This window comes from Sphingomonas sp. NY01 (assembly GCF_038809135.1).
GTDB lineage: Bacteria > Pseudomonadota > Alphaproteobacteria > Sphingomonadales > Sphingomonadaceae > Sphingomonas > Sphingomonas carotinifaciens.
The window spans coordinates 2,668,909-2,686,075 of sequence record NZ_CP101722.1 but is presented as its reverse complement, the minus strand read 5'-3'; the positions used below and the strand labels follow the sequence as shown (position 1 = coordinate 2,686,075).

The 17,167-nt window shown below is 66.5% G+C and carries 18 protein-coding genes and 1 tRNA gene; 5 read left to right on the top strand and 14 right to left on the bottom strand.

What is annotated here, in order from left to right:
- The first annotated feature begins 280 nt into the window (after positions 1 to 280).
- On the top strand, positions 281 to 1,408 hold the full coding sequence (locus NPJ82_RS13095; protein ID WP_342657622.1) for a hypothetical protein: 1,128 nt from the start codon (positions 281 to 283) through the stop codon (positions 1,406 to 1,408).
- 126 nt (positions 1,409 to 1,534) lie between these two features.
- Positions 1,535 to 2,386 carry a DUF4253 domain-containing protein gene (locus NPJ82_RS13090; RefSeq protein ID WP_342657621.1) on the top strand — a complete coding sequence of 284 codons (852 nt, stop codon included), beginning with the start codon at positions 1,535 to 1,537 and terminating at the stop codon, positions 2,384 to 2,386.
- 156 nt (positions 2,387 to 2,542) lie between these two features.
- Here the strand turns inward: NPJ82_RS13090 and rplL are convergent, their stop codons facing one another.
- From rplL to NPJ82_RS13075, 3 genes are all read right to left on the bottom strand, one after another.
- Positions 2,543 to 2,917 carry a 50S ribosomal protein L7/L12 gene (rplL, locus tag NPJ82_RS13085; RefSeq protein WP_112381169.1) on the bottom strand — a complete coding sequence of 125 codons (375 nt, stop codon included), beginning with the start codon at positions 2,915 to 2,917 and terminating at the stop codon, positions 2,543 to 2,545.
- 72 nt (positions 2,918 to 2,989) lie between these two features.
- A complete protein-coding gene (rplJ, locus tag NPJ82_RS13080; protein ID WP_112381736.1) occupies positions 2,990 to 3,511 on the bottom strand; it encodes a 50S ribosomal protein L10 in 522 nt (173 codons plus the stop codon).
- A 608-nt stretch (positions 3,512 to 4,119) separates the two neighbouring features.
- Positions 4,120 to 5,469, bottom strand: coding sequence for a mannanase (locus NPJ82_RS13075; RefSeq protein ID WP_342657620.1), 1,350 nt, complete (start codon positions 5,467 to 5,469; stop codon positions 4,120 to 4,122).
- Positions 5,470 to 5,692: 223 nt separating this feature from the next.
- Between NPJ82_RS13075 and NPJ82_RS13070 the strand changes: the two genes are divergently transcribed.
- Positions 5,693 to 8,212 carry an alkaline phosphatase PhoX gene (locus NPJ82_RS13070; protein ID WP_342657619.1) on the top strand — a complete coding sequence of 840 codons (2,520 nt, stop codon included), beginning with the start codon at positions 5,693 to 5,695 and terminating at the stop codon, positions 8,210 to 8,212.
- Between the two features lie 105 nt (positions 8,213 to 8,317).
- Here NPJ82_RS13070 and NPJ82_RS13065 read toward each other — a convergent pair whose 3' ends face one another.
- The 7 genes from NPJ82_RS13065 to NPJ82_RS13035 form a co-directional block, all read right to left on the bottom strand.
- Positions 8,318 to 10,672, bottom strand: a complete 2,355-nt coding sequence (locus NPJ82_RS13065) for a TonB-dependent receptor (protein ID WP_342657618.1) — start codon at positions 10,670 to 10,672, stop codon at positions 8,318 to 8,320.
- Between the two features lie 177 nt (positions 10,673 to 10,849).
- Positions 10,850 to 11,389, bottom strand: a complete 540-nt coding sequence (locus tag NPJ82_RS13060; RefSeq protein WP_342659019.1) for a septal ring lytic transglycosylase RlpA family protein — start codon at positions 11,387 to 11,389, stop codon at positions 10,850 to 10,852.
- A gap of 113 nt (positions 11,390 to 11,502) precedes the next feature.
- Positions 11,503 to 11,736, bottom strand: a complete 234-nt coding sequence (locus NPJ82_RS13055; protein WP_149680928.1) for a hypothetical protein — start codon at positions 11,734 to 11,736, stop codon at positions 11,503 to 11,505.
- 109 nt (positions 11,737 to 11,845) lie between these two features.
- Positions 11,846 to 12,538, bottom strand: a complete 693-nt coding sequence (gene rplA, locus NPJ82_RS13050) for a 50S ribosomal protein L1 (RefSeq protein ID WP_112381163.1) — start codon at positions 12,536 to 12,538, stop codon at positions 11,846 to 11,848.
- A gap of 4 nt (positions 12,539 to 12,542) precedes the next feature.
- Positions 12,543 to 12,974 carry a 50S ribosomal protein L11 gene (gene rplK, locus NPJ82_RS13045; RefSeq protein ID WP_112381162.1) on the bottom strand — a complete coding sequence of 144 codons (432 nt, stop codon included), beginning with the start codon at positions 12,972 to 12,974 and terminating at the stop codon, positions 12,543 to 12,545.
- 372 nt (positions 12,975 to 13,346) lie between these two features.
- Positions 13,347 to 14,078, bottom strand: a complete 732-nt coding sequence (locus NPJ82_RS13040) for an anti-sigma factor (RefSeq protein WP_342657617.1) — start codon at positions 14,076 to 14,078, stop codon at positions 13,347 to 13,349.
- Entirely contained in the window at positions 14,065 to 14,646 is a 582-nt protein-coding gene (locus NPJ82_RS13035; protein WP_342657616.1) for a sigma-70 family RNA polymerase sigma factor, read from the bottom strand. The genes NPJ82_RS13040 and NPJ82_RS13035 overlap by 14 nt, the downstream gene beginning before the upstream one ends.
- Positions 14,647 to 14,950: 304 nt before the next feature.
- Here NPJ82_RS13035 and NPJ82_RS13030 point away from each other — a divergent pair, with 304 nt between their 5' ends.
- Positions 14,951 to 15,085, top strand: a complete 135-nt coding sequence (locus NPJ82_RS13030; RefSeq protein ID WP_342657615.1) for a hypothetical protein — start codon at positions 14,951 to 14,953, stop codon at positions 15,083 to 15,085.
- Between the two features lie 87 nt (positions 15,086 to 15,172).
- Here the strand turns inward: NPJ82_RS13030 and nusG are convergent, their stop codons facing one another.
- The 4 genes from nusG to NPJ82_RS13010 form a co-directional block, all read right to left on the bottom strand.
- Positions 15,173 to 15,709 (bottom strand): transcription termination/antitermination protein NusG, encoded by a 537-nt coding sequence (gene nusG / locus NPJ82_RS13025; RefSeq protein WP_112381160.1) that lies wholly within the window; start codon positions 15,707 to 15,709, stop codon positions 15,173 to 15,175.
- 11 nt (positions 15,710 to 15,720) lie between these two features.
- Entirely contained in the window at positions 15,721 to 15,918 is a 198-nt protein-coding gene (gene secE / locus NPJ82_RS13020; RefSeq protein ID WP_112381159.1) for a preprotein translocase subunit SecE, read from the bottom strand.
- Positions 15,919 to 16,102: 184 nt separating this feature from the next.
- On the bottom strand, positions 16,103 to 16,246 hold the full coding sequence (locus NPJ82_RS13015; RefSeq protein WP_162843967.1) for a hypothetical protein: 144 nt from the start codon (positions 16,244 to 16,246) through the stop codon (positions 16,103 to 16,105).
- Between the two features lie 130 nt (positions 16,247 to 16,376).
- Positions 16,377 to 16,452, bottom strand: a tRNA-Trp gene (locus NPJ82_RS13010).
- A gap of 307 nt (positions 16,453 to 16,759) precedes the next feature.
- Here NPJ82_RS13010 and rpsL point away from each other — a divergent pair.
- On the top strand, positions 16,760 to 17,131 hold the full coding sequence (rpsL, locus tag NPJ82_RS13005) for a 30S ribosomal protein S12 (protein WP_112381158.1): 372 nt from the start codon (positions 16,760 to 16,762) through the stop codon (positions 17,129 to 17,131).
- Positions 17,132 to 17,167 lie beyond the last annotated feature (36 nt).

The following is a 17,167-nucleotide window of genomic DNA, read 5'->3' as shown; positions in this document are numbered from 1 at the left end:
CTGGTTTTGCCTCGTCAGCCGTATTTTCGCTGCCCGGATACCTCCGGGCGGGACGCACGACGGGACGCCGAAAGGCCGCGCGCAACACTTGTGCGGCGGCATCCGGCGTCCGATGAACCATCAGCTTCCCATTCGACCGACCCGGTGCGCGACGCCGTGCCATTTCCCGAAAGCTGTGGTGGATGAGATGCCATATAGGTTCCGTGTTGGAAACTGTCAAAGGGAATGGCATGGGGCTCGCTCGCCGATCGACCCGTTCAGTCACGAGGATAGCGTTTCCATGACCTCGCCCGGCCCGCGCGCCGCCGCCGGCTTCTTTGCCCTGTTGATGGCCGGCACTGCGGCTGCCCAGACCACTACCACGCCCGCCGGCCCGCCGGCCGGACTGGAAAGCTTCAGCCTGCCGCCGCAAGCCGCGCCGACCCCTGCGCCGGTGCCCGTGCCCGATACGCCGCGGCTGAACCTGCCCGTCGCGCAACCGACCCCGCGCGCCGCACCCACGCCCCGCGCCGCGCCCACCCCGACCCCGGCTGCGTCGCCCACGCCGCGACCGACGCCGACCCCGCGTGCGACACCCGCGCCGTTGCCGTCCGCCACGCCCGCGCCCATCGCCACGCCGGTGCCCAGCGCGCCGCCCTTCGGCCCGGTCGCCGCCCCGACGCCGGCTGCCGCCGCGCCCGGCACGGTGGCACCCGAGGCGAATGCGATGCGCGAGGAGCGGGCGCCGATGTGGCCGTGGTTGCTCGGCACGGCGGTGATCGCGCTGGGTACCGGGATATGGCTGGGTCGTCGCGGTGCGCGGCCCCGTGCGCTGCCGGCGCCCGTCGCCGAACCGGTGCGGCCTGCGCCGGTACCGCCAAAGCCGGCGTCGCCTCCCTCGGCTCCCCCTGCGCCGGTTCTGCCGGTCGCGCCCGTGCCGCCGCCGATCCCGCCGGCGCCGATCGCGATCGCCGTTCGACCGCAGCGCGTCGGGCTCAACATGCTCAGCGCGACCGCGGAGGCGGAGGTGACGTTGACCAATAACGGCGCGGTGACGATCGAGCGCGTGATACTCGATGCGCGGTTGATGAGCGCGCATCAGGGTCTGGATGCCGAGCTTGCGGCACTGTCGCCGCTGCCGCGTCCCAGCGTGCCGCCCTTCGCGCTGGCACCGGGCGAGAGCCGCACCGTCCGTACGGTGACCGCGCTCGCCCGTGATGCGATCCACGTCATCACCGCCGCCGACCGGCCGATGTTCGTTCCCGTGCTGGCGATCGTGGCGCGGGCAGGGGGCGGCGTCGCCCGGCAAAGCTTCGCACTGGGTATCGAACGCGCGGACTCGGCCAAGCTGTCGCCGATCTGGCTGGATGGGCAGAACCGGATGTACGATCAGGTCGGCGTACGGCCGCATCGCGGGGCGATGGGGTGATTCGGTCAGCCCCCCGGCCTCCAGCGCGGGGGAAGTTCCGCGCAGGCAATGGCTTGGCGACCGCGCTTGCAAACAGCCTGCTGCACTGCCCAGACTGGCGCCATGAACGGACCGATCCTTCGCCGCATGGTGCTGTTCGGCATGGCCGGCAGCGTGGCAATTTTCGCTATCCGCCGGCTCGGAGCTTCGGCGCCGCCGCAAGCACCTCCGCGGCAGGACGGTGCTTCGCCTGACAGCCGGGCGATCCGTGCTCGTTTGTTGGGGGCGTTGCCTTATGAGCGGGTGGAGGTGCCGGGCGGGGAGGCGTTCGCCAGATGGGCGCAGTTGAAGGGCGAGGGGCGGGGCTGGCCCGTGATCGTGGGAAGCGATGAGGACCTTCGCGCCATCGCCGACCAGTTCAGCATCGACGATCCGACCCTCCCGGGCGGGCCGCCCCCTGGCACGCGGCCGCCGCCGTCGCCAGCCGAGATCCTGAAGACGGCGGAGGGACTGCATATGCCGCAGGACCTGTCCAAAGGGTCCGGTGCGGTGGCGGAAGAGGATTTGCGCGCACCCGAGGGCGTGTGGCCCGCGACCGTTTCAGGCGGCGATGAAGGCACCGGGCTGACGGTCGCGACGGACGTGCTGACCAATAAGCCTTATGAACGCGTGCATATCCTGCTGATCCCGGCGCGCCATGGCTGGGAGGTGCCGGCCTATCTACGGTACGGCAACTGGAATGCCTGTCCGCCCGCGGAATATCACGTCGCGATGCTGCGTGACTGGCACGCGCGATATGGCGCGGAGCTTGTCGGGCTGAACGGCGATACGATGAATGTGCGGGTCGCGCGCCAGCCGCGTGATCGCGCCGCAGCCCTGGCGTTGGCGCGCGAGCAGTATCGATACTGCCCGGACGTGATCGAACAGGGCGTGGAGAGTGTTGCCGCGCTCGCCGCCGGGTTGATGCACGAAAAATGGTGGTTCTTCTGGTGGGATTGATCGCGGCTTTCGGACAAGAAAAAGGGCGGCATCCCCGTGGGGAGCCGCCCTTTTTCCTGGATCAAGCCGTCATGGACATGTCCATGACGCCCGACGGGCCTTTGCCCGCCGGCCGGCCTCGGGATCGGGGCAGCGTGCTGCCTCGATCCCTGCGGCTTACTTGAGCTCGACGGTCGCGCCGGCTTCCTCGAGCTGCTTCTTGATCTTCTCGGCTTCGTCCTTGGCGATGCCTTCCTTGACCGGCTTCGGAGCACCCTCGACGAGCGCCTTGGCTTCGGTCAGGCCGAGACCGGTGATCGCGCGGACCTCCTTGATGACGTTGATCTTCTTGCCACCGTCGCCGGTGAGGATCACGTCGAACTCGGTCTTCTCTTCAGCGGCCGGAGCCGCTGCGCCGCCACCGGCGGCCGGCGCTGCAACCGCTGCTGCGGCCGAGACGCCCCACTTCTCTTCGAGCAGCTTCGAGAGCTCGGCGGCCTCGAGAACGGTCAGCTCGCTCAGCTGGTCAACCAGCGCGTTCAGGTCTGCCATGTGTATTCTCCGATATGGGCCGACATGAAGGTTCGGCCCGATAGTGTCAGTTCAGTCGGTTTCGCCCGAAGATCAGGCGGCTTCCTTGTCCTTGTCGGCATAGGCCGCGAGGACGCGGGCGATCTGCGCCGCGGGAGCCTGGGTGATCGTCGCCAGCTTCGTGGCGGGTGCCACGATGAGGCCGACAATCTTCGCCCGAAGCTCGTCCAGCGAGGGCAGCGTCGCCAGCGCCTGCACGCCTGCAACGTCGAGGACGTTCGCGCCCATCGATCCGCCGACGATCTCGAACTTGTCGGTCGTCTTGGCGAACTCCACGGCCACCTTTGCGGCAGCCACGGGGTCGATCGAGGAGGCAATGCCGACGGGGCCCGTCAGCATGTCCGAGACACCGGCATAGTCGGTGTCCTGGAGCGCGATCTTGGCAAGCCGGTTCTTCGAGACCTTGTAGACGGCGCCGGCTTCACGCATCTTCGTACGCAGGGTCGTCGACTGGGCGACGGTCATGCCGAGGTTGCGGGTGATGACCACCACGCCGACCTCGTTGAAGGTACGGTTCAGTTCGGCGACGGCCTGGGTCTTTTGATCACGATCCATGCCATTCTCCACATTCTGGAAGCGCCGCAAGCGGCCCTTCCGGTTACAAACCGGACGGTGAAACACCCTCCGGGGTGTCCAGCGATGGGGGCATGGGAACCGACGCGGACGAAACCGCGGCAGACCGGCGGGCACAAGTGGCCGAGCCGGTGAAATCCTAGTCCCCGTCTCGGCAGGAGATTAAGCCGGGCATATTCCCGACACCTGCTGTCTTGGACGGAACCCGACGCGAACGCCGGGTGCGTGGGGGCGCTTATACGAATCGGTGGATAAGTCAATCGCCGGGGGGCGGGTTGAGGGAGTTGGAAGAACGTTTGTTCGCGCGGAGGCGCGGAGGCGCGGAGGAGTCGCGCTTCGGGGAGCTCGCCTGCGTCCCATTGACCTGGGAGTGGTTCACGCGAAGACGCGAAGACGCGAAGACGCGAAGAGGGCGTGCGAGCCGAAGGCTCATTCACAATCATCGGGCTACGGCTTGTCTCCCGATCGATCGGTCACGCTCGGGGCGCGGCAGGCGAACCTCTCCGCGCCTCCGCGTCTCCGCGCGAACAAACCTTCTTCTTAACTCACCTTCTTCTTAACTCTTCGCGTCTTCGCGCCTTCGCGTGAACTCAGATCTTCGCCATCGCCGCCGCGTGCGCGCGGATGATTGCGAGCGTGGAGGCATCGGTGTCGAACACGCCGTACCAGCCCTGCGGCTCGTGCGGGGGGTCGCCCATATAGGCGAGGTCGCCGCGCTGGAACCGGTAGTCGGGATGGGCCGCGCGCGCCTCGCCGTTCCAGGCCCAGAAGTTGGAGCCGGCCAGCGGGCCGCTGGCCTTCGCATCCGCCTCGACCGCAGCGAAGATCTGGCGGTAGAAGCGATCCTTGTAGCTGGTCGGCACGCGGGGATCATAGGCGTCGGCGCCGTCGCGGGGGTAGCCGAACTCCTCGATCACCAGCGGCTTGCCAAGGGCACGCGCGATGCGGATGTGCGCCGCGATATAGTCCGCCACCTTGGCCGCACCGGCGTCATAGGTGCCGGCCAGATTGCCTGCGTCCATCCAGCTCCAGTTGTTGGGCCAGATATGCGTGGTGAGATAGTCGATCGCGGGCGAGCGATGCGCCTCCAGCACGATGTTCTCGCGCTCCATCGAGCCCTTCAGCCCTTCGGAGCCGGTGCACACCAGTTGTCGCGGCGCCAGTCCCTTGATGTAGCGCGCGGTGCCGTCGATCCAGCGATAGAAATTGGGCAGGTTGGGGATCGCCACGGCGTCCGACCCGCCGGGTCGCGGCTCGTTGGCGAGTTGCCATGCCATGATCGTCGGGTCGGCCGCATAGGCGGTGCCCGTCACGCTGTTCGTCCGGCCGACGACCGCGCGGATATAGTCGCGGTACAGGCTTTGCGCCTGTTCGTTGGCGTAGAAGGCGGCGTTGCGGTTCGGGAATTCCGGCCACGGATGGGCCGGATCGTTCATGTCGATATAGTTGCCGCCATTGACCCAGTAGAGATAGGTCATCATGCCGCCCGACCATTCCCAGAAGTTCGTCAGATAGACGACCGCGGTCATGTCGCGCTTGGCCATTTCGGCCAGCGTCCAATCCAGGCCTTTGAGCAGATCCTCGTTGTAATTGGCGCTGCGATCGCGAAATCCGGGCGTTACCGAGTTCTTCAACGGGGACAGTTCACCCGAGCCGGCGATGCGCAGGTTGCGGATGCCGAGCGCCTGCAGCCGATCCAGTTCGCGGGTCAGCCGTGCACGATCGCCATAGGATGTCGCCGCGCCCAGCCATGGGGCATACCAGAGATTGGCGCCGGCATAGTGATAGGGTCGGCCATCGCGCATGAAATGCAGCCCCTCGACCGTGACGAAGCGGTCGTCGGCGCCGCTGCGGCCCGGCCCGACACCGCCCGCGCACCCCGCGACCAACACGGCGCCGCCGGCCACCAGCGCACGCCGGCTGATCATCTGCCTCTGCATCCTCAATCCCCTTGTTCGCTCAATCCTGGCGTCGCGCCTTCGCTAAGGGCAACCGGCTGATGCGTAAAGAGAGCGCTCTCATCGCCAAGACCGCGGCTGTCATCATGCCGTCACAGCGATGTCATCGCGGCGACGCCGAAGTGCAGCCGTGCTGCCTTTTTGGCAGGCCAAAGGGGCGCGGCACGTCGCGGGCATGAGCGCGGCGATTTCCGGGGGATTTTCAATGACCGATCCGATGCAGCCCGTCGCCTATGACGACGGGGATATCGATACCAATCCGACGGCCAATCCGCATCTGAACGACATCATCGCCACGCGCCTGTCGCGTCGCGCGACGCTGCGTCACGGCGTGTCCGCGATGACGGCGGCGTTCTTCGGGGGCGCGCTGCTCGCGGGTTGCGACGAGGAAGACAACGAGGCCGTCACCGCGACCGCGTCGGGCCCGAACGCCGTGACCGGCGGCCGGATGGTGATGTTGACCGGTGCGGTGACCAGCGGGACGCTGTCCAACGCCGCATGGATCCAGACCAGTGGTCCGGCGGTCGCGCTGACCAACGCCAACTCGCTCAACGCCAGCTTCCGCGCACCCGCGGTCGCGGCCGCGACGCAGCTCGGCTTCCGCCTTGAGACGACCAGTGGCGACGGGGTCACCACCAACACGGCCGTCACGGTGACGGTCAACCCGATCGCGCTCGACTTCACCGCGGTGCCCAAGAGCCTGGCGGACGTCGTGGCGGTGCCGGCGGGCTATAACGTCACCGTGCTGTACCGGCTGGGCGATCCGCTGGCCGCCGGCGTGTCGGCCTATGCCAACAACGGTACCGACTCCAATTTCGCGCAGCGCGCGGGCGACCATCATGACGGCATGAGCTATTTCGGCCTGGCCGCCACCGGCACCGCGCCGAGCGCCAGCAACAGCACGCGCGGCCTGCTGGTGATGAACCACGAGAACATCACCGAAAGCTATCTCCACCCCAACGGCCCCACCGGCCTGAGCGCGGGCAGCGTGCGTCCGACCGCCGAGGTGCTGAAGGAGATGGAATGCCACGGCGTCAGCGTGGTCGAGGTCACGCGTGGCAGCGCGGGCTGGTCCTATGTGCAGGGGAGCAGCCTCAATCGCCGCATCACCCCGTTCACGCCGACCAGCTTCTCCGGCCCGGTGGCGGGCAACGCGCTGCTGTTCACCGCCTTCTCGCCGAACGGCACGGCCGGTCGCGGCACGATCAACAACTGCGCCAACGGCATGATGCCGTGGATGACCTATTGCACCGCCGAGGAGAATTGGGCGGGCTATTTCCGCCGCGATGCAGGCGATAATGCGCGGCGCACTGCTGCGGTTGACGCCAAGTCGATTACGGCATTCAAACGCTATGGCCTCGACACGGTGAACAACCGCGACGTCACTGACGGTGCTCGCATCGGCAACTACAACTGGACCAGCGCCGCGGCGCCGGCGGCGGGCGATACGCGGATCGCCAAGTTCAACGCCACGGTCGACGCCAGCAAGGCCGCGAACGGCACCGGCGATTATCGCAACGAGCCCAATCAATATGGCTGGATCGTCGAGATCGATCCGTTCGATCCGAACTCCACACCCCGCAAGCGCACGGCGCTGGGCCGGATGAACCATGAAGGCGTCTGCCCCGGCCGGATGATCGCCGGGGTGAAGCCCGCCTTCTACATGGGCGACGACGCACAGGGCGAATATATCTACAAGTTCGTGTCGAACACCGCCTGGGCCGCGGCGGATGCGACGGCGGCGAACCGCCTGGCCGTCGGCGACAAGTATCTGGACGCCGGCACGCTGTATGTCGCGCGCTTCAATGCGGATGGTTCGGGCCAGTGGCTGCCCCTGGTGTTCGGGCAGGGGGTGCTGACCCCGACCGGCTATCCCACCTATGCCTTTGGCGATCAGGCCGATGTGCTGACGCACTGCCGCCTTGCCGCCGATGCGGTGGGCGCGACGCGGATGGATCGTCCGGAATGGACCGCGGTGAACCCGGCCACCGGCGAAATGTACTGCACGCTGACCAACAATTCGTCGCGTCGCCCGACTGGTGCCAACGCGGTCGATGCGGCGAACCCGCGCGCCTATGTCGATACCAAGGTGACCGGCGGCAGCAGCACCGGCAACGTCAACGGCCATGTCATCCGCCTGCGCGAGACGAACGACTCGACCGAGGCGACCGGCTTCACCTGGGATGTCTATGCCTTCGGTGCCGAGGCCGGTGCGGATGCGGCGAACATCAACCTGTCGGGCTTGGATGCGACGAACGACTTCTCGTCGCCGGACGGCCTGTGGTTCAGCGAACCGACCAACACCGCCGGTCAGGCGACACCGGTGATGTGGATCCAGACCGACGACGGCGCCTACACGGACGTCACCAACTGCATGATGCTGGCGGCGATCCCGGGCCGGGTGGGTGACGGTTCGACCAAGTCGGTGACCAGCACCGTACAGGGTGCCAGCGCCACGGTGCAGGCCCGCGTCGGCAAGGCGCCGGGTGCGTCGCTCAAGCGCTTCCTGGTGGGGCCGAAGGGCTGCGAGATCACCGGCATCACCTCCTCGCCGGACGGCACCTCGCTGTTCGTGAACATCCAGCATCCCGGTGAGGGCGGCGATCCGCAGAACATCACCAGCAACTGGCCGGCAAACCAGACGGGCACCGCCGCGGCCGGTGTTCGCCCACGCTCGGCGACGATCGTCATCACCAAGGCCGATGGCGGGATCGTGGGGATCTGATAACCCGACGGGCCCTCTCTCCGAACAGCAGGGGAGAGGGCCTAAAGGAAAGGCCCGCTTCCTTTGCAGGGAGCGGGCCTTTTTCGTGTTCGGCGGGTCAGGCGCTCAGCGGAACTTGCCGCTGAGCGTGACGCCGATGATCCGCGGTTCGTTGAACACGGCGGCCATGTAGTTCTCGATCACGCCCTTCAAGTTCTTCTCGTTGGTGATGTTGCGTGCGAACACCGCGATCTGCCAGTCGTCGTTCGGTGCGGCATAGCCGACCTGCAGGCCACCTTCGAAGTTGCCGTTCGCATTGAACTCCTTCGTCTTGTACAAGACGAAGTTGGTAAAGCCCTGGATATTCCAGTCGGTCGAGATGAAGATCTTGCTGTCGTCGGCCAGCGGCACGTCGTAGCGCGCGGCAAGATTGACGTTGTATTCCGGCGCGTTGGGCAGCGGGTTGCCGTCGATCTGCGCCAGCACGGCGGGGGCGCCGAAGATGGTGCGGGTGATCGTCGGGTCCTGCACGGTGCACACGACCTGTCCGTTCAGCGCGCACACCTGGGCATAGACGCGGCTGTCGCGGATTTCCGAATGCAGCAGGCTGACGCCCGCCGACAGCGCCAGGTTGCGCACCGGCAGCCACTGCGCATCGGCCTCCAGCCCGTAGGCCACCGCCTTGTCCGCGTTGAACAACACGCCGTTGCCGTCGGCATCGTTGCCGTTCAACTGGATGTCGCTGACCCGGTAGGCAAAGGCCGACGCGTTCAGGCGCAGGGTGTTGCCGAACAGGTTGCTCTTGAAGCCCGTCTCGAACGACAGGTTCTTTTCCGAGTCCGCCGTGGTGAAGTCGGAGTTGAACACGGCAGAGCGGCCTTGGATCGTCGGGCCGCGGAAGCCGCGTGCGGCGCGGACATAGACCGACAGGTCCGGGTTCACCTGATAAAGGGCGGACAGGTCCCAACTTGGCTGCGTGTCCGACAGGCTGACATCGGTACGGCCGCGATAGACGACGCCGCCATCCGGGCGGCCCGGCGCCTTGACCAGGCGGGTCCGCTTGCTGTCCTCGCTGATCCGGCCACCGGCGGTGATCGTCAGGTCGGGCACCACTTCGTAGCTGACCTGGCCGAACACGCCCCACGACGTGTTGGTGTTGCGCAGGCGCACCCAGTTGTCGGGATTGTTGGTGTTGGGATTGCCGGGCTGGAGCGGGTTATAGGCCGGCAGCAGCAGGAAGCGACGCTGGTAGAAGTCCGTCGTGTCGCGGCTGTCGAAATAGATGCCGCCGACCTGCCAGCGGAACGGGCCGGTGCCGTTGGAGGCGAGGCGCACCTCCTGCGTCCACTGGTCGAGATCACGGACCCGGCCGAGGCTCAGGCCATAGCCGTTGGCAACGCCGTTGACCGGGAAATTCGCCGCCGCACCGCCGTCCGTGTCGCCGGCGCTGAAACCGCTGGTCCGCTCATAGGCGGTGATCGAGGTCAGCGACGCCGCGCCCATATCCCAGTTCGCACGCAGCGAGGCGCCTTGCGTCTCATAGGACTGCGGATTGTCGCGCCCTTCGTCCAGCGCGATGCGGTCGCGCGGTTCCCCCGACACGTCGTTCGACCCACGCTTCAACGCTGCCCGATGAAACACCGTCGACGTGCCGTCATACCAGCGTGCATGGCCGGACAGGTCGAAGGAGAGCCGGTCGGTCGGCGTGAAGGCGAGTTGCAGGCGCACGTCGCGTTCGGTGAAGCCGCCCATGGCGTTTTTGCGCGGGGTGAGGGTGCCGTCGAGGCTGGGGCCGGCGTAGGTGTTGTCGATCCAGTCGTCGCGGTGCTGTATCAGCGCGGAGGCGCGGAAGGCGAGCACGTCCCTGATGATCGGGCCGCCGACGCCCGCGTCGAGGTGCATGGTGTTGTACGAGCCGATCGAGGCGGTGGCGCGGCTCTGAAAGGTCTGGGTCGGCTTGATCGTGTCGATCTTGATGATGCCGGCGGTCGTGTTGCGACCGAACAGCGACCCTTGCGGACCGCGCAGCACCTCGACTTGCGCCACGTCGAACGCCGGGTTCGACTTCAGCACGACATGTTCCAGCACGACGTCGTCCTGGATCACCGACACGGGCTGCGACGCGCCCAGGTAGAAATCGATATTGCCGAGGCCGCGAATGTAGAAACGCGGGAAGATGCGACCCGTCGTCGTCTCGGCATACAGGCCGGGTACGCGACCAGACAGCGCCAGGATGTCCTCGCCGCCGGTCTGGAAGCTGCGCAGATCGGCGCCGCCGACGACCGCGACCGACACCGGCACGCGGTTCAGGCTTTCGGAGCGCCGCTCGGCGGTGACGGTGATGTCCTCAAGGCCCTCGGCGGCAGGCTGGGTGTCAGCTGCGCTGGTGGCGGTATCTGCGGTCTGGGCCGCGGCCGGCACGATCGCCAGCACGCCCAGCGCCGAACCCAGCAGGGCGGCGCGCTTGATCCACGATGTCATGATGGTCTGCAATTCCCACGCTCGGGCCCGCCTCCCCGGCGGAGCCCCTTTGATATGTCCCGGTATTTCGGGCCGCTAGAACTGCTTTATGGCGTTTGCGTGACAGAGGTGATGCGAGCGTGCAACAGTCGGCGCAAATGGCGCCCCCACCGCAGGCATCGGGCGGGATCGGCGCGGCTATGGCGCGCCGGTGGCCGACGGCGCACCGGCCAGTTGGGCGCGCCACGCTGCGAGCGAGGCGGCAGGCGCATCGGGACGCAGCGGCGCTGCGCGACCCTTGCGGAGTCTGGCGCGGTCGCGTTCGGGTGGATCGACGCGGCGGACGCGGACGGAGGCGATGCCGCGTCCCTCTATGCCCAATTGGCGTGCCGCCCCGCGGCTAAGATCGATGATGCGCCCGCGCACGAAGGGGCCGCGATCGTTGATGCGGACGAGGATCGTGCGCCCGGTATCCAGCGCGGTCACCTCGACATAGCTGGGCAGCGGCAGGGTGGTGTGCGCGCCGGCGATCGCCTTTACCCGGAAGCGTTCGCCATTGGCGGTCTGATGACCGGATTCGCTGCCGTACCAGCCGGCCAGGCCCAGCATGTCGTAATCCGGTTCGGCGGCGGGCGTGTAGGTGACGCCGCGAACCGTGTAGGGGCGGCCGATCTTGACCGGAGTGTCGACGGCGGGGCGATAGTGGGTGGTGCTGCACGCGGCCGCGGCCGTGAGCAGGGGGAGGGCAAAGAGCGTTCTGGGGAAGGGCAAGCGGTCGGCTCCTGAGGGGGCGGGCCGGGTTTAGCGTTGATGGACGAGCGTGCCAGCTTTTTGGGGTGGACGTTTTCGTATCAGCGTTGCGCTGCCTGGATGCCCTTCACCTTTCCATCGCGGGTGCGTCGGGCTTCTTCTTCCCGGCGGGGGGAGGGGGTATTCGGCCGGCAGACGCGCCTCAGGGGCTGGCAGGCGATACCGGGGGTGGAGCAGGCCTGTTTGCCGTTCACCGTCCAGCAGGCGCGGCAGATCTGGCGGGTGTCGGTGCAGATGGGCGTGGTGCCGAGCAGCGCGAGGGTCAGCAGGATCATGGGTGCCAGCGTCCGCCTTTCGACAGGAGCGGTCAACAACGAAAAACGCCTGTGCGGAGGGGTCCCCGCACAGGCGTTTTCATGTCGGATCGGTGAACCGAACGAGGGCTCAGGCGCCCGCGATCTCGGCCACGTCCACCTTGATGCCGGCGCCCATCGTGGACGACACGGCGACCTTGCGGACATACTTGCCCTTGGCGCCCGACGGCTTGGCCTTGATGACCGCATCGACCAGCGCGTCGAAGTTCGCGCGCAGGTCCTCGGCCGGGAAGCTCGCCTTGCCGATGCCTGAGTGGATGATGCCGGCCTTCTCGACGCGGTACTCGACCTGACCGCTCTTGGCGGCCTTCACGGCGTCCGCGACGTTCATCGTGACCGTGCCCAGCTTCGGGTTCGGCATCAGGCCCTTGGGACCCAGCACCTTACCCAGGCGACCGACGATGCCCATCATGTCCGGGGTGGCGATGCAGCGATCGAAATCGATGGTGCCGCCCTGGATGGTTTCCATCAGGTCCTCGGCGCCGACGACGTCCGCACCGGCCGCCTTGGCTTCCTCGGCCTTGGCACCGCGGGCGAACACGCCGACGCGCACCGTCTTGCCGGTGCCCTTGGGCAGGTTCACCACGCCGCGGACCATCTGGTCGGCGTGACGCGGATCGACACCCAGGTTCAGCGCGATCTCGATGGTTTCGTCGAACTTCGAGGTCGCACCCGACTTGGCGAGGTTGATCGCCTCGTCGATGGCATGCAGCTTCTCGCGGTCGACCGTGATCGCCTTCTGCTTCTTGGTCAGCTTGGCCATGTTATCAGCCCTCCACCACTTCGAGGCCCATCGCGCGGGCGGAGCCTTCGATGATCTTGGTCGCAGCCTCGATGTCGTTGGCGTTCAGATCCTTCATCTTGGTCTGGGCGATCTCGGCGAGCTTGGAGCGCGCGATCTTGCCCGCCGACACCTTGCCCGGCTCCTTCGAGCCCGACTTCAGGTTGGCGGCCTTCTTGATGAGGTAGGTGGCCGGCGCCGTCTTCGTCTCGAACGAGAACGAACGGTCCGCATAGACGGTGATGACGGTGGGCAGCGGAGTGCCCTTCTCGACGTCGCCGGTCTGCGCGTTGAACGCCTTGCAGAATTCCATGATGTTCACGCCGCGCTGACCCAGCGCCGGGCCGATCGGCGGCGAGGGGTTTGCGGAGCCCGCAGGCACCTGCAGCTTGATATAGCCGGTAATCTTTTTTGCCATGTCACTCTCGTTTCGAGTCTAGCGGTACTGGCGGGCGAGGGGCTTCGCCCCGCACCCTCCCGCGGATTTCCGTCGCTGTCGCTTGGGAAGGCGCGCGCATAGCCGAACGGGGGGCGGAACGCAATGCCGGTGGCTGCTTGCCTGGGCTTGGGCAGTAGAGGCGTATTTCACGCGAAGACGCGAAGATCAAAAGTGAGGTTCTCGCGCGGGGATGGTATGCGAGCCGAAGGCTTCTTCGATATCGGGCGAGGCTTGTCTCCCGAATGGTCGGGAAAGGGTCAGCCGACCGACCCATCTTTGCGCCTTCGCGTCTTCGCGTGAACAACCCTGCCTGGGGATGTAATCGGGAGGCGCGTCAGAGGCTCCTGTATTTCAAAGGCGGGTCAGCGGGCCTGTTGCGACAACCGGGCCGGTGGGGACGGGCCCCGGCGCACCGCCCGGCGGTTCGAGCGAGATGGCCAGAACGGCGCCGGGCACCAGCCGGGCGCGGTCGGCGCTGGCGATCGTGATCCTGGCTTCGGGGGTGCGGGCCAGAACGGCGAGAGCGTGAGGGATGCCGTCCGCTCCGATCGCCCATAGCTGCGCACTCCGGTTCGCCGGCGCTATGTCGGCGCCGGACAGGCGGAGCATGCCGGTATCGGGCTCGTAAAGCGCCGGCAGGGGGGCGGCGGGAGCCGCGGGGTCGGTGGCCGGCACGATGGCGGCGATCAGCGGCGCCGTGGCCGTGCGCGCCGGAGGTGGGGGAGGCGCATGTCGGGGCAGCACGAGCATCAGGGCGAGAACCGCTGCGACACCGGCAAGGGCGACCGTCGCGACGCGCCACCAGGGGGCGACGCCGCGTATCGAATCGGGGGCGCGGCTGGCCGATGGCCCATGGGGTGTGGTCGATGCAATCACCCGCGCTTCCAGCCCCGGTGGTGGCTCGACAGCGGGCCACCAGGCGACGAGGCCTGCCAGCGTCTGGCGCCACCATGCCACTTGCGCCGCGAAATCGCGATCAGTGAGCGCGCGGCGCGTGGCCGCCGCGCGTTCGTCGCCATCCAGCAGATCCAGTGCCAGATCGGCGGCGGTCATGTCGGGATCGACGGGGTCAGTGGTCGCCATCGAGACAGGTCCTCAAGCGCGCGAGCCCGCGATGTACCCAGCTTTTCACCGTGCCCAGCGGCAGCGTCAGCCGGCGAGCGATTTCCGGATAGCGGACACCATCGAAAAAGGCGATACGGATCGCCTCGCGCTGGCGCGTCTCCAGCGTGCCCAGACATGCCTGGAGGCGGGCGACCGTTTCCTCGTCCACAAGCCGGTCGACAGGCGCCTGCGCGGGATCGGGCAGGGCCAGCGCCGCATTGTCGATCGGGTCGGCGGGATGGCGGGTGCGGCCGCGCTGCCAGTCGATGGCGCGGTTGCGGGCGATCGTTGCAAGCCAGGTGATCGGGCTGGCCCGGCCGGGCTCGAATGCGCCGGCCCGTCTCCAGACGATGACATAGACATCGTGCAACACATCCTCCGCATCCTGACGATCACCACAGATACGAAGGCAAATGCCGAACAGCTTCGCGGAAGTAAGACGATAGACGGTGCGAAAGGCTTCGCGATCCTCGTGACCGGTTGCGACCAGTGCCTCCACCAGACGCGCGCGTGCCGACGCCGCGTGATCCTGCCGATCTGCTGCCACGCAGGGCAGGCTAGGCGCGATACACTTCACCGGCAAGATACGTCAGCGTACTCAAAAGGCATTTTCGTTCAGACCGATGGGGGAGGTCGATGCCGATCGATGCAGGATCACCCCGTGGACAGATGATCGACCGCTGTTCGGGAAATGGGGATTGTGACGTCGTCTGTGCCGACCGTTTGCCGCGGAACAGCCCGGCAGGCTCTTCTCCCCGATATTGCCCGCGCATCCGCTTTATGGCATGATGGCAGCGGCCGGGAGACCCCGGATACAGGTGGCCCCCGGCTCCTTTTGGAGAGGATAGGCCATGACCACGATCAAATCCGTCGGACATCATACCGCCGTCGCCGCGGCAGGCGCAGCCGTGCTGGTGAGTGTGATGTTCTTTGCGCGCTTTGCGGCAGATGCGGTGATCTACGCATCCGAGATGCTGATACGATAAGGCCGCATCGCCGCAGATACGAAAAGGCCGAGGTGCGGTCGCCCGCGCCCCGGCCCGTCATGCCAGCCCGAATGAGCGGCCGTTTGCTTATTTGGAGCGTTCGACCTGTTCGAAATCGAGTTCGACCGGCGTCGCGCGGCCGAAGATCGACACGGACACCTTGACCTTCGACTTGTCGAAATCCAGTTCCTCGACCACGCCGTTGAAGCTGGCGAAGGGACCCTCCAGCACCTTGACCGCGTCGCCGATCTCGTAATCGACCTTGATCTTGTGCTTCGGCGCGGCCGCTGCCTCCTCCTTGGAGTTCAGCATGCGCGTGGCTTCGCTCTCGCTGATCGCCTGCGGCTTGCCGCTGGAGCCGAGAAAACCGGTGACCTTGGGCGTGTTCTTGACGAGGTGATAGACCTGATCGGTCATGTCGAGCTTGGCAAGGACGTAGCCGGGCATGAACTTGCGCTCGACCGCGATCTTCTTGCCGCGACGCGCCTCGGTCACTGTTTCGGTCGGGACCTCGATCTGCTCGACCAGTTGCTCCAGCCCCATGCGGGCCGCTTCGGCCATGATCGAGTCGCGGACCTTGCCCTCGAACCCGGAATAGGCGTGAATGATGTACCAGCGCGCCATCGGCGTGACCTTTACTGAGCGAGGCTGAGCAGGGCGCGGACGAGCGCTTCGAAGAACGAATCGACGCCCAGGAAGAAGATCGCGAGGATCGTCGTCATGATGACGACCATGACGCCGGTCATCACGGTCTCGCGCCGGGACGGCCAGACGACCTTCTTGGTCTCGGCCTTGACCTGGTTGATGAACTCGATCGGAGTCGTCTTTGCCACGGTTGCTCGCACCCTTGGATGGAGATGACGACGGAGGCGTGAAGCCCCGACCGCCGCCCCGTCGGAGCAAGCGGGCGGATACCACCACCGCTGTCGGATGAAGCACGGATGTAGCCGCGCCTTGGATCAGGCGCAAGGGGGCTGGCAGGGCGCGCGTGCCGGACCCGCCCTCAGGCGCTTGCGGTCAGTGCCCGTAGCGCTTGATGCCGCGGCGGCGCAGCTTGTCCCGATGCCGCTTGCGAAGGGTGGCGACGACAAAGGGCGCGCCCAGCACGACGATGCCACCGATGATGCCGTAGGCGACGATTTCGCGCGTAATCTCGAACATGGTTAGCGTCTTTTGCAGGCGACAATCATCTTGTCATCTCAAAAAGGCATGCGAAGCTGTTGTAATTCGCTCAACGACATCGTGCTGCGCGATGCGCTTGCGGCGGATTACCCGTCGATGTCGGAGAAAATGGCAGGAGTGGAGGGACTCGAACCCACGGCCCTCGGTTTTGGAGACCGATGCTCTACCAACTGAGCTACACTCCTAGCCTGCGGCGGCCCTTAGCCGGCGTTTGGGGGCAGGGCAAGCGGTGCTTTTCGCTGGAGGATCAAATATTCGATGCCCGGCCGTGGGTGCGGTCCTGGTCCCTGGTGGTGGTGCCGTTGACGCTATACGCGCAACTGCGTATACGCGCCGCTGCTCGAAGGAGGATTCTCCGGAGGGCAAGCTTGAACATTGCTGGATGCATTTATGGGCCTGGACGGTGGTGAAAAGCCGGCCATCGCCCCTTTTTGTATTCCTATGTGCTGTGAAGGCTCCAGCAAAGTAACCCTAGATGAGGTGAAGGCTTCAATGCCCACGATCAACCAGCTGGTCCGCAAGGGCCGCGAACCGCAGAAGGCCAAGTCCAAGGTCCCTGCGATGGAGCAGAACCCGCAGAAGCGCGGCGTCTGCACCCGCGTGTACACGACGACCCCGAAGAAGCCGAACTCGGCTTTGCGCAAGGTGGCCAAGGTCCGCCTGACCAACAGCCGCGAAGTCATCAGCTACATTCCGGGCGAAGGCCACAACCTGCAGGAGCACTCGGTGGTGCTCATCCGCGGCGGCCGTGTGCGCGATCTTCCCGGCGTTCGCTACCACGTCCTGCGCGGCGTGCTCGATACGCAGGGCGTCAAGGATCGTCGTCAGTCCCGCTCCAAGTACGGCGCGAAGCGTCCGAAGTAAGCCGGTCGGGCCCGTGCAAACGGGCATCTGGACCAT

What these genes read in the sequence shown, in the direction of transcription:
- NPJ82_RS13095 (WP_342657622.1), top strand. Translation starts at nt 281, where the DNA reads ATGACCTCGCCCGGCCCGCGCGCCGCCGCCGGCTTCTTTGCCCTGTTG.
- NPJ82_RS13090 (WP_342657621.1), top strand. Translation starts at nt 1,535, where the DNA reads ATGGTGCTGTTCGGCATGGCCGGCAGCGTGGCAATTTTCGCTATCCGC.
- rplL (WP_112381169.1), bottom strand. Translation starts at nt 2,917, where the DNA reads ATGGCAGACCTGAACGCGCTGGTTGACCAGCTGAGCGAGCTGACCGTT.
- rplJ (WP_112381736.1), bottom strand. Translation starts at nt 3,511, where the DNA reads ATGGATCGTGATCAAAAGACCCAGGCCGTCGCCGAACTGAACCGTACC.
- NPJ82_RS13075 (WP_342657620.1), bottom strand. Translation starts at nt 5,469, where the DNA reads ATGCAGAGGCAGATGATCAGCCGGCGTGCGCTGGTGGCCGGCGGCGCC.
- NPJ82_RS13070 (WP_342657619.1), top strand. Translation starts at nt 5,693, where the DNA reads ATGACCGATCCGATGCAGCCCGTCGCCTATGACGACGGGGATATCGAT.
- NPJ82_RS13065 (WP_342657618.1), bottom strand. Translation starts at nt 10,672, where the DNA reads ATGACATCGTGGATCAAGCGCGCCGCCCTGCTGGGTTCGGCGCTGGGC.
- NPJ82_RS13055 (WP_149680928.1), bottom strand. Translation starts at nt 11,736, where the DNA reads ATGATCCTGCTGACCCTCGCGCTGCTCGGCACCACGCCCATCTGCACC.
- rplA (WP_112381163.1), bottom strand. Translation starts at nt 12,538, where the DNA reads ATGGCCAAGCTGACCAAGAAGCAGAAGGCGATCACGGTCGACCGCGAG.
- rplK (WP_112381162.1), bottom strand. Translation starts at nt 12,974, where the DNA reads ATGGCAAAAAAGATTACCGGCTATATCAAGCTGCAGGTGCCTGCGGGC.
- NPJ82_RS13040 (WP_342657617.1), bottom strand. Translation starts at nt 14,078, where the DNA reads ATGGCGACCACTGACCCCGTCGATCCCGACATGACCGCCGCCGATCTG.
- NPJ82_RS13030 (WP_342657615.1), top strand. Translation starts at nt 14,951, where the DNA reads ATGACCACGATCAAATCCGTCGGACATCATACCGCCGTCGCCGCGGCA.
- nusG (WP_112381160.1), bottom strand. Translation starts at nt 15,709, where the DNA reads ATGGCGCGCTGGTACATCATTCACGCCTATTCCGGGTTCGAGGGCAAG.
- NPJ82_RS13015 (WP_162843967.1), bottom strand. Translation starts at nt 16,246, where the DNA reads ATGTTCGAGATTACGCGCGAAATCGTCGCCTACGGCATCATCGGTGGC.
- rpsL (WP_112381158.1), top strand. Translation starts at nt 16,760, where the DNA reads ATGCCCACGATCAACCAGCTGGTCCGCAAGGGCCGCGAACCGCAGAAG.